We start from the raw sequence: 10,684 nt of genomic DNA, 5'->3' as shown, positions 1-10,684 counted from the left end.
GCTCCCGCCCCCCCCAATCTGGCCGGGGAGTGTTTCGGTTCCCCCCTCGGGTCCCGGCGGGGCCCCCCCTTTGCTCGGGCCCCGCTGTGGGGCCGGCCCCCCCCCCGCGGACGGTCCACGCCGGCGGGCCCGGCCTCCTCGGAGCCCCTGGAGCCCCTGGAGCCCCTGGAGCCCCTGAAGTTCACGGAACGCACGGGGCCTTCGACGGGTCCGGTGTTCTTGTCGCCCTCGGGGCGCCCGGTGTCCCGCAAGGGCCGGAAGCCTTCGGAGAGCGCCGTGCCTCCCGGCCGTTCACCGGTCCGTGCGGGGGCCCGGGGGCGTTCGACGTGGCGGGGGTGCCGGGGTGAGCGTGCGGGTGCTGGTGGCCGACGACCAGACGGTGGTGCGCGAGGGGCTGGTGCTGCTGCTCGGGCTGCTGCCGGGCATCGAGGTCGCCGGGGCGGCCGCGGACGGGCGCGAGGCGGTCCTGCTGGCCGGGTCCCTCAGGCCCGACGTGGTCCTGATGGACCTGCGCATGCCCCGCATGGACGGGGTGGAGGCGACCCGCAGGATCAGGGCGGAGCATCCCGAGATCCACGTGGTGGTCCTGACCACCTACTCCGACGACGAGTCGGTCTTCGCCGCCCTGGCCGCCGGGGCGCGCGGGTACCTGACCAAGGACGCCGACGCCGAGGCGCTGGCTTCGGCGATCACCACCGTGATGCGGGGGGACGCCCAGTTCGACCCGGCCATCCAGCGCCGGCTGGCCGAGGCGGTGGCCGGGAACCGCCGGGCACCGGACCTGCCCGACGGGCTCACCCGCCGCGAGGCGGAGGTGCTGCGGCTGATAGCGGAGGGCCGCTCGAACGCGGAGATCGCCGGGACGCTGTTCATCTCCGAGGCGACCGTCAAGACGCACATCAACAACCTCTTCGCCAAGGCGGGCCTGCGCGACCGGGCCCAGGCGGTGACGTACGCCTTCCGGCACGGCCTGGTACCCGACTGAGCCTCGGGCGCCCGGAGCGTGAGGGCCCCGGAGGCGGCGTCCGGTCACCGGACCCGGGCGGAAGAGCGGAAGAGCGGAAGAGCGGAAGAACCGTCAGGTCCGGGGATGTGGGGGACGCCGTCGTGGGGCAAGGGTGATTCGGGTACGGACCTGCGTCGCAGGTACCCGTCGAAGGGAAGTGCCATGCGACCTGACGTCAACCTGACCACCCACGAGACCGTGGCCGGTTTCGGCACCTACGCCGAGGCCCAGCGTGCCGTGGACCAGCTGTCGGACCAGAAGTTCCCGGTCGAGCACACGATGATCGTCGGGGTCGGTCTCCGGCTCGTCGAGCAGGTGCTCGGGCGGCTGACCTACCTGCGCGCGGCCGTGATGGGCGCGGGGACCGGCGCCTGGTTCGGCCTGCTGATCGGCCTGTTCTTCGCGATCTTCGCTCCCGGGCCCTTCCCCTTCGTCCTGGCCCTGTGGGGGCTGGTGTGGGGCGCCGTGGCCGGGGCGATCTTCGGGTTGATCAGCCACGCGTTCACCGGCGGCAAGCGGGACTTCCTCTCCTCCAGCGCGATCATCGCCGACCGCTACGAGGTGCTGGTCGCCGCCCCCCAGGCGGCCGAGGCCCGCAGGCTGCTCAACGTGGGCACCTCCGAGCAGATGCCCCGGCAGCAGATCTGATCGGCCGGGCCCGCTCATCGGGTGGCCTGGTTCGCTCATCCGATGGGGTCGGTTCGTTCGATCGATCGGGTCACTCGTCAGATCGGCCAGGTCCGCTCCTCGGATCATCCGGACCCGCTCCTCGGACCGGTCGGGCCTGTTCAGTGCAGGCTCCGGCCGTTCTCCTGCACGGCGAGCCTGGCCAGCTCGACCCGCGAGCGGATGCCCAGCTTGCGGAAGACCTGCCGCAGGTGGAAGGCGACCGTGTGCTCGCTGATGAACATCTGCTCGGCGGCGTGCCGGTTCGTCAGCCCCTGCGCGACCAGGGCGCAGACGGCCCGCTCGGTGCCGGTCAGGCTGGCCCATCCCGACATGGGACGGTCGGTCCTGGTCCAGTGGCGGCGCCGCTCGCCCAGCAGGCGCAACCTGCCCCGCACCCGTGCGGCGTCGCGGGTGGCCTCCACGGCCCCGTAACAGGCCAGGGCGGTCCGCAGGCTCTCCACGACCGGCTCCCGGTGGCAGCCTCCCGCGCCGAGCAGCACACCGAGATCCTCGGCGGCCGAACCCCTGGCCCACGGATCGGCGTACCCGGCGACGGCACGGCCCAGGGCCTCGGGGTCGCCCTCGCGCAGGCCCCGCGCGTGACCGGCCGCCACCGACGGTCCCGGCAGTCCGGGGTTGCGCCAGGCCAGCCCCTCGGCCGCCTCGACCACGGCGTCGGCCCTGTCCGGCTCGCCCGCCGCCACCGCCACCCGTACCAGCCACGCCGCCGCGGCGGGCTCGCAGGTCAGTGCCGCGGGGTGCCGGGGCAGCGCCGCGTAGACACCGCCGAGCGCCGCCATCGCGTCCACCGGCCCGGTACGTGCCTCGCCGATCCGCCCGGCCGCCAGCTCCGCACGAAGCCGCTCGTACGACGGCAGGCCCCACGACCATCGGGCCGGTCTCATCGCCATGTACCCGACGGCTCCCGGCAGGTCGCCCGCGCGCAGTGCCCCGACGCCGAGCACCGACAGGGCCGAGCAGGCCAGGCCGGGCGCGTCCGGGCCCCGTGCGGCGGCCAGTGCGGTCCCGGCGTGCTCGACCACGCGGTCGAACGTGCCCGCGGCCAGGGCGAGACGCGCACGGAGCACCCCGATCCCGGCGGCCGGGTCGGGCTCGCTCCCGGCCTCGCTCCCGGCCTCGGCGGCGGCGTCCTCCGTCACCGCCTCGGCCTCGTCGAGCAGCCACAGGTCGATCAGCATGGAGGCCAGGACGGCCCGCGGCCACCGGTGCCGTCCGCGGCCGGGCCGGTCCACGGCCTCGCGGGCCAGTTCCAGCCCGCGCGAGAGCAGCCCCTCGTCCCAGGCGAGCAGGGCCGGGCCGGGAGCGATGCCGCCGGCGTCGCGGGGCGGGCGGGCCGGCCGCGTCCGGCAGGCGTGCCCGGCCCGTTCCCGAAGTGCCCGTCGCACCGGCTCCGGCATGCCTTCGGCGACCGACCGCCACAGCACCTCCTGGCCGAACGCGAGCCCGCCGGGGGTGGTGACGAGCACGCCGGAGGCCAGGGCCTCCTCCAGGGCGGGGAGCACCGCCCCGGGTGTCTCGCCGAACAGCCCGGCGACGCGCTCCGGCGAGAACGAGCGTCCGAGCACCGCCGCCGCCTCCAGCAGGTGGCGGGTCCCGCCGCCCAGCTCGTCCAGCCGCCGCCGGACGGCGACGTGCAGACGCCGGGGAAGCGCGATCCCGGCCGGCGCGGTCTCCACCGGGACGTCGACCGGTGCGGTCCCGGTGATCGCGGACCGGACGGGTGCGGTCCCGGCCGGTGCGGGCTCCGCCAGGGTGCCGCCCGAGGGGGTGGCCGAGGCCGGCGGGGGCCCGGCCGGCCGGGCGAGGCCGCCCTCCACCCGTACGGCGCCCTCCTCGCGCAGCCCGGTGAGGAGCTCCGACAGCAGCAGCGGGTCACCGCCGGCCTGGGCGGCCAGGGCCGCCAGGCCCGGTGCGGGCGGTGCGCCCAGCAGGTCGGCGCAGACCCCGGCCACCGCCTCCCGGTCGAGGGGGCCGAGGGTGATCCGTACGGCCCCGTCCGTCTCCAGCAGGTCGAACAGCCGCCCGGGGGCGTCACGCGGCGGCGCGCCACGGCAGGCCAGCAGCCAGGCCACCGGCCGGTCGGCCAGCCTCGCGGGCAGCGTGCGCAGCACCATGAGCGTGGCCGGGTCGGCCCACTGGAGGTCGTCCAGGACCACCAGCAGCGGCCCCGAGCGGAGCCTGTCCTCCAGCGAGGCCCGTACCCGGCCGTCCGGCCACAGCAGCCGGCCGGATCCGTCGCAGAGGGCGTTCCCGGCCTCGATCGCCGGTAGCGCGGACAGCAACGGGCCCAGGGGGGTCAGCCGTCCCAGCTCGTCGGCCCGCCCGGTGACGACCGCCATGCCCAGCGCGGACGCGGCACCGGTGGCCTCGTCGAGCAGCAGCGTCCTGCCCGACCCCGGCCTGCCCTGGACGAGCAGCACGTTCCCCGTGCGGGAGGCGACGCCGCCCAGCAGGGTGAGCACCGCCGCCCACTCAGCTCCCCGGCCGCGCATCGTCTCGCCCCGCGCCCGCTCCCGGCCCCCGGGTCACGGTCGTGGGCCGGGCCCTCTCAACGGTGGTCACCCGTAGGGCATCCCCGCGGGACGAATCACCACGCGCCGGTGATCCCGGTTGTCCCGGTGGTTTGGCCGAGATTTGACCATGAAACGACATCGGGTCCGGGCCGTGGGAAGTCGGGTCGCAGGAGCCGGGCCGCAGGGGGGCCGGGCTGAGGGGAAGCCGGCCGTGGGGAGTCGGGCCGCAGGGGGCCGGGGGCGGGCAAGCCGGCCGCGGGAAGCCGGGCCGCCGGGGGAGCCGGGCCGTTCTCAGCGCTCGATGAGCGTGACCTCGAGGAAGTAGTGCGAGGCGCGGTAGACGTGGGAGCCGTGCTCGACGGCCCTGCCCTGGTCGTCGTAGGTGGTGCGGACCATGGTGAGCAGCGGCGCGCCACGCCGCTCGCCGAGCAGCCGCGCCTCGGCCGCGGTGGCGGCCCGGGCCCCCATCCGCTGGTTCGCCACGCGCATCCGTACCCCGGCGGAGCGGAGCAGCTCGTACAGCCCCCGCTGCCGGAGGCTCTCGGCGCTCAGCGAGGCGAGCGGCACGGGCAGCCAGTTGTGCAGCAGGGCCAGCGGCTCCCCGGCGGCGTAGCGGATCCGCTCCAGGTGCGTCACCTCGGTCCCGGGCGCCACGCCGAGGACCCCGGCGATCTCCTCGTCCACCGGGACGGACCGCAGCAGCAGCACCTTGGTCGCGGGCTCCTGGCCGGCCCTGCGCAGGTCGTCGTAGAGGCTGGTCAGCTCGACCGACCGCTTGACCTGGCCGTGCACGACCTGGGTGCCCACGCCTCGTTTGCGGACCAGCTGACCCTTGTCGACGAGGTAGCGGATCGCCTGGCGGACGGTCGGCCGCGACACTCCCAGCCGGTCGGCGAGCAGGATCTCGTTGTCGAGACGGGACCCGGGCGGCAGGTCGCCCCGGCGGATGGCCTCGGAGATCTGCTCGGCCACCTGGTAGTAGAGGGGGACCGGGCTGGACCGGTCAAGCTCGATGGCGAGCCGCGCCGTCATTCGCCCTCCTGGTTGCCGCACCTCGCCGTCAGGGTAGCGGACATCAGAATGTCCTGACAAAAACCGGTCGCGACCCGTCTGGCCGTGTCTTCGGTGTCTCCGGTGTCTCCGGTGTCTCCGGTGTCTCCGCGGGCTCCCTCCTCCTGCAAGATGGGACGGGCATCCCACCCGCGCCCGCACCGCCCGTACCGCCCGCACCCGACCCCGGCCCCGCCCCACCCGCACCGCTCACCCGCGCCCCACCCCGTCCACCCCGGACGACCCCCGATCCGCCCCCGTACGACCGGCGCCGGTTCGCGCCACTGGAGGAAGCCCATGGACCCGAATGTTTCGGCCGATCTCGCCGCCGTCGCGGTGGAGGCCGCCCGCACCGCCGGAGACCGGCTGCGCGAGGTGTTCCGATCGCGTCCCGCCGTCGAGACCAAGAGCGATTTCCACGACCCGGTGACCGAGCACGACCACGCCTCGGAGCACATCATCAGGGAGATCATCGAAAGGCGCGCGCCGGGCAGCACGGTCATCGGCGAGGAGGGCGGCAGCGAGGGCTCGGGCGAGATCCGCTGGTACGTCGACCCGATCGACGGGACCGCGAACTTCGCCGTGGGACTGCCGTTCTTCTGCGTGTCGATCGCCGCCGCCGTCGGCGACGAGGTGGTCGCCGGGGTGATCTACGACCCGGCGCGCGACGACGAGTTCCGCGCCGACCTCACCGGGGCCTGGTGCAACGGGGTGCCGCTGCGCAGCGCCGGTGCCGTACGCGACCGCGAGGCGGTGCTGCTGACCAGCTACCCCTTCCCCGCCGAGGTGACCGACGGCGGGGAAGAGACGCTGCGGCGCTTCGGGCGGATGCTGACGTCCTTCGCCTCCACCCGCCGCCCCGGCAGCACCGCGCTCAAGCTGGCGCATGTCGCGGCGGGGTGGGCGGACGTCGCCTACGGCAGTAGGGTCAGTCCGTGGGACATGGCGGCGGGCTCGCTGCTGATCCGTCAGGCGGGAGGCGTCTTCATCCCGCTGAAGGGGTCGGTCTTCGAACCCGGTGGCTACCTCGCCCACGTCGGAGGGTTCGACCTGGCGGGATCGGTCATGAGCGAGCTGGTCCTCGACGGGCGCCCGGCCTGAGCAGGGACGGGCGGGTGGGCGGCGGGCCGCCGCACGACCTGTCCCGGAGTTCCGACCGCATTACCAATTGATCCTGTAGGAAATAAGGGTAAGGTGGTCGTGTCGCCGTACGAAGGAGCCGACATGAGCCTGGAGCCGGAGGCCGAGAGCCCGCTGGCCACCGCCGTCGAGGCCGCGCGCTGGATCCGGTCGGCGGCCGTGGACGACGAGCGGGGGCGGCACTGGCGGGCCAACCCCGATCCGCACGGCCGGGCCGCCATGCCCGACCACCCGCTCTCGCTGTACTCGGGGGCCGCCGGGATCGTGTTGTTCTTCCTGGAGCTCGCCGCCGCCACCGGTGACGACGGCTACCTCGGCGACGTCCGGGCCGGTGCCCGCTACCTCATGGCCACCTGGCGCGAGCAGGCCGACCTCTCCCTCCACCATGGCCTGGCCGGGGTGATGTTCGTCCTGTCCGAGGCCGGGTGGGCCACCGGCGAGCGGGAGTTCGAGGTCGAGGCCGCCGCGGTCGCCGACCACATCGTGCGCGGCGCCCGTACCGTCGACGGCGGCCTGGGCTGGACCGGTGACCCCGCCCAGCGGGGCGACGGCGGCACCATCCTCGGGCTGCTGCACGCCGCGGGCATCCTGGGGGTGCCCGCCTACCAGGAGGCCGCGGTCGAGGCCGGGGACCGCATCGCCGCGCTGGTGGTCCCCGGGCACCGGTTCGGCGAGGAGGCCTGCGCCGACCTGCCGATGGACGCGGTCACCCCGGGCTTCCTGTCCGGCACGGCCGGTACCGCCTTCGTGCTCGCCCGCCTGTACGGGGTCACCGGCGAGAGCCGCTTCCTGGACGCCGCACGCAGGGGGGCCGACTTCGTCCGGGCGGTCAGCACCGTGACCGAGCGGTGCGCCCTGGTGCCGCACCACATCCCGCAGGGACGCGACCTGCACTACCTGGGCTTCTGCTCCGGCTCGGCCGGGGTCGCCCGGATGTTCTACGAGCTGCACCGCGTCTCGGACGACGCCGGGGACCTCGACTGGGCCGAGCGGCTGGCCAGGGGGATCGTCCGCAGCGGCGCCCCGCCCGTGCAGAGCGGCGGCTACTGGAACTCGGCCTGCCAGTGCTGCGGCACCGCCGGGCTGGTGGAGCTGTTCGTCGGCCTCTGGGCGGCGACCGGCGAGCAGCGGCACCTGGACTACGCCAGGACCCTGGGCCGGGACCTGGTCACCCGCGCCACCCGCCACGACGGCCGGGGCTCGCGCTGGTACCAGGCCTACCGCCGATTACGGCCCGGAGAGGTGACCGCCGACACCGGGTACATGGTCGGCGCGGCGGGCATCGGATCGGCACTCCTGCACCTGGACGCCACCGCGCGCCCGCGGGAGGCGCGGCGCCTGATCCTGCCGCCGGACAACCCGTTCCCGGCCATCCCGCTGCCGAGCTCGACGCTCCGCCGGACCTGAGGACCGGTCGCCGGGATGATCGGAGGACGGCCCTCGGGCCGGGACGTCGCGCCTTACAGACTTCGGACGATATGCCCTTTGCCTGTCAAGGGGTGACAAAGCTCGTGATGATGATTGGTGATTCCCCGTGAGTGCTGCCCAGAGCCTGCCTAGTCTCGGTCCCGTGACAATCCAGGATTTCCTTCCCGACCCTGACCGCTCCGTCGTCGCGATCGAGCCCGCCCAGCCGGCCGCGGGCCACTGGGCCGGTGCCCCGAGCGCGGTGTGGAGCGACGGGATGATCTACCTCGCCTACCGGCTCCGCCGCCCCGTCGGCGAGGGACGCGGCTACGCGGTCGCCATCGCCCGTTCCGCCGACGGTGAGCACTTCGAGACCCTGCTCACCATCGGCAGGGAGGAGATGGACACCGAGTCGCTGGAGCGGCCGACCATGGTCCGCACCCCCGAGGGCCGGTGGCGGCTCTACCTCAGCTGCGCGACCTACGGCACCAAGCACTGGCGGGTCGAGGTGCTGGAGGCCGACGAGCCGTCGGGCTTCCGTGCCTCGCAGCGGCAGGTCGTGCTGCCGGGCGACCCCAAGACCGGCGTCAAGGACCCGGTGATCGTGCTCAGGGACGGCGTGTGGCACCTGTGGGCCTCCTGCCACCCCCTGGACGCGGCCGAGGAGGCCGACCAGATGGTGTCCGACTACGCCACCAGCGCCGACGGCATCGAGTGGACCTGGCAGGGCACCGCGCTCAGCGGCCGGCCCGGCACCTGGGACGCCCGGGGCGCGCGGGTGGCGGCGGTCCGCTTCGTGGGCGACCAGGTGGTGGCCTTCTACGACGGCAGGGCCACGGCCGCGGAGAACTACGAGGAGAAGACCGGCGTCGCGATCGGTACCGACCCCGCCGAGCTGACCCCGGTCGGCACCGAGCCCGTGGCGGTCTCGCCGCACGCCGGGGGTGGCCTGCGCTACCTCGACATCGTGGACCTGCCCGGCGGCGGGCGCCGGCTGTACTACGAGTACACCCGTGCGGACGGGGCCCACGACCTCCGCACCGAGCTGCGCTGACGACGGCCCCGGGTGCGCCGTCGCACCCGGGGTCCCGCCCGGCCGTCGCACAGGTGCCGTCCCCGCTCGCTTCCGCCGGTTCCCGTGCTCAGGGCCGGGGCCACCGTGCTCAGGGCCGAGGGTCGGGGGCCGAGGGTCGGGGGCCGGGGGCTCCCGTGCTCAGGGCTGGGGGCGGCCGTTGCGGGCCTGGCGCTGGCCGTTGGGACGGGTGCCCACCAGGCCTCCCGAGCGCTCGCGCGGGCGCAGCCAGTCGCTGAAGTCCTCCCCGGTCACCCGCTGCAGCAGCGCCACGTCCTCGGTGAAGTAGGGGATCAGCTTCTCGCGCTGGTCCCAGGTCAGCGGCTGGCGGGGGCGGGCCTGCTCCTGCAGCCTGCGCTCCAGCGGGTCGGTCAGGGCCACGTTCACCCGGTCCGGCAGGAACCGTCCCATCGCCGCACCCACCCGCAGTGCCCGGGACAGCATCCGGTGCCCCCGGGTCGGCTCGGGGTGGGCGGTCACGTTCTCCCGGGGCACCTCGGTCACCACGCCGCTCTCCACCCCGAGGAAGCGGAAGATCCGGTCCAGGGTGTCGACCGGGCGGTCGACCAGGTCGCGGTAGCGGTAGACGAGCACCTGCTCGCGCGGGAAGAGCGTGTAGAGGTGTTCGAGCTGCTCGCCGTACCTGCCGAGCCGGAGGTAGTGCCAGAACGGCGCCCAGCCGGCCCTGACCCGCCGCTCCTCCTCGGCGCAGGCCCTCAGCACGTCGCCGACGGGCTCCAGCCCGGCCGACCACAGGTGCGTCCAGTTGGAGTGCGCGCGCTCCACCGGGTCGCGCAGCACCACGATGAGCCTGGCGTCGGGGATGGTCTCCCTGATCCGCCGCTGCGCCGCCCGGTCGTAGAGGTAGAAGGGGGTGGACTCGCCGGTGAGCGTTCCCGGCGGCGCCTCGCTGAACAGCGCCTCGTAGTCCTCGCGCCGCCAGACGTGCTCGCGGTAGGTCTGGGCGTCCCCGGGCCCGCCCTTGGTCGGCGGCGGGCCGTCGCTGAGGAAGAACTTGGGCTCCTTCACCGGGGACATGAACAGTCGCGGGTGCCGGGCGAGAGCCGAGTGCAGCGCGGTGGTCCCGGCCTTGGGGGCACCGATGGTCAGGAAGTTCGGCAGCGGCATCGTTATTACCCTTAATCCCTACTGTAATTATTGGTAAATATAGCCCCTTCTCGGACGAAGGCAAGTGTCCGACCGCGAGGTCGTGACGTTCCCGGACGGAATTCCCGGAAACCCGGGCTTCAGTCGTCGGTTCCCTCCCGGGAGGGCGGGGACCGGTGACGCGATTCCGCCCGGTGGCCCCGGGAGCCTTCCGGATGCTTCTCGATCGTGCATGGGTTCCGCACTTCTGTGACCAGGAAGAGTACCGAGACCGTGTTAACGGGGGGTTGCCGGAGCGTTCCCGTTCGCCGTTCCGCTGCCGCGATGCCGTGTACGCGTGCCGCCCGGCCGTGTCGTGTGCGCCGAGCCGTGATGCCGAGCCGTGACGCCGTGTCGTGTGCCGCTGTGCCACGGCGTCGAGTCGTGACGCCGAGTCGTGCCGTGTCGTGTGCCGCTCTGCCCTGACGCCGTGCCGTGGTGTCGCCCGGATCCCGGTCCGGTCCCGTCCCGTCCCGGCTGGAGAGGATGTACCCCGCCTCCCCGTCGCACGAACGTCCCGGGCCCTCCGGCGCGAGGCCGGGCGGGGGGGGGGGGGGGGGGGGGGGGGGGGGGGGGGGGGGGGGGGGGGGGGGGGGGGGGGGGGGGAGGAAGGGGGGGGGGGGGGGGGGGAGGCTGCTGCTTTCTTCTTTTGTGGTTGGG

At 74.4% G+C, this 10,684-nt stretch carries 8 protein-coding genes; 5 read left to right on the top strand and 3 right to left on the bottom strand.

The genetic code is table 11. The annotated features are described in order from the left end of the window. Positions 1-343: 343 nt before the first annotated feature. Together ACZ6RT_RS31450 and ACZ6RT_RS31445 are read left to right on the top strand one after the other, a co-directional pair. The gene (locus tag ACZ6RT_RS31450) at positions 344-985 is read left to right on the top strand and encodes a response regulator (RefSeq protein WP_399195867.1); all 642 of its coding nucleotides are present in this window, start codon (positions 344-346) and stop codon (positions 983-985) included. A 183-nt stretch (positions 986-1,168) separates the two neighbouring features. Continuing rightward, positions 1,169-1,654, top strand: coding sequence for a general stress protein (locus ACZ6RT_RS31445; protein WP_399195865.1), 486 nt, complete (start codon positions 1,169-1,171; stop codon positions 1,652-1,654). Positions 1,655-1,794: 140 nt separating this feature from the next. On the opposite strand, the gene ACZ6RT_RS31440 is transcribed toward ACZ6RT_RS31445, so the two are convergent. Both ACZ6RT_RS31440 and ACZ6RT_RS31435 read right to left on the bottom strand, forming a co-directional pair. After that, positions 1,795-4,188 (bottom strand): helix-turn-helix transcriptional regulator, encoded by a 2,394-nt coding sequence (locus tag ACZ6RT_RS31440; protein ID WP_470157497.1) that lies wholly within the window; start codon positions 4,186-4,188, stop codon positions 1,795-1,797. A 312-nt stretch (positions 4,189-4,500) separates the two neighbouring features. After that, complete coding sequence (locus ACZ6RT_RS31435) at positions 4,501-5,241, bottom strand: GntR family transcriptional regulator (protein ID WP_470157496.1); 741 nt, start codon at positions 5,239-5,241, stop codon at positions 4,501-4,503. A gap of 315 nt (positions 5,242-5,556) precedes the next feature. On the opposite strand from ACZ6RT_RS31435, the gene ACZ6RT_RS31430 reads away from it, so the two are divergent. From ACZ6RT_RS31430 to ACZ6RT_RS31420, 3 genes are all read left to right on the top strand, one after another. Beyond that, on the top strand, positions 5,557-6,360 hold the full coding sequence (locus ACZ6RT_RS31430; protein ID WP_470157495.1) for an inositol monophosphatase family protein: 804 nt from the start codon (positions 5,557-5,559) through the stop codon (positions 6,358-6,360). A 123-nt stretch (positions 6,361-6,483) separates the two neighbouring features. Next, a complete protein-coding gene (locus ACZ6RT_RS31425) occupies positions 6,484-7,806 on the top strand; it encodes a lanthionine synthetase LanC family protein (RefSeq protein ID WP_399195857.1) in 1,323 nt (440 codons plus the stop codon). Positions 7,807-7,969: 163 nt separating this feature from the next. Further along, entirely contained in the window at positions 7,970-8,860 is an 891-nt protein-coding gene (locus ACZ6RT_RS31420) for a hypothetical protein (protein WP_399195855.1), read from the top strand. Between the two features lie 159 nt (positions 8,861-9,019). On the opposite strand, the gene ACZ6RT_RS31415 is transcribed toward ACZ6RT_RS31420, so the two are convergent. Further along, positions 9,020-10,006 (bottom strand): sulfotransferase family protein, encoded by a 987-nt coding sequence (locus tag ACZ6RT_RS31415; RefSeq protein WP_470157494.1) that lies wholly within the window; start codon positions 10,004-10,006, stop codon positions 9,020-9,022. Between the last annotated feature and the right edge of the window lie 678 nt (positions 10,007-10,684).

It is taken from the genome of Streptosporangium sp. NPDC050148 (assembly GCF_055586505.1).
This window is presented reverse-complemented; position numbering and strand designations above follow the sequence as displayed.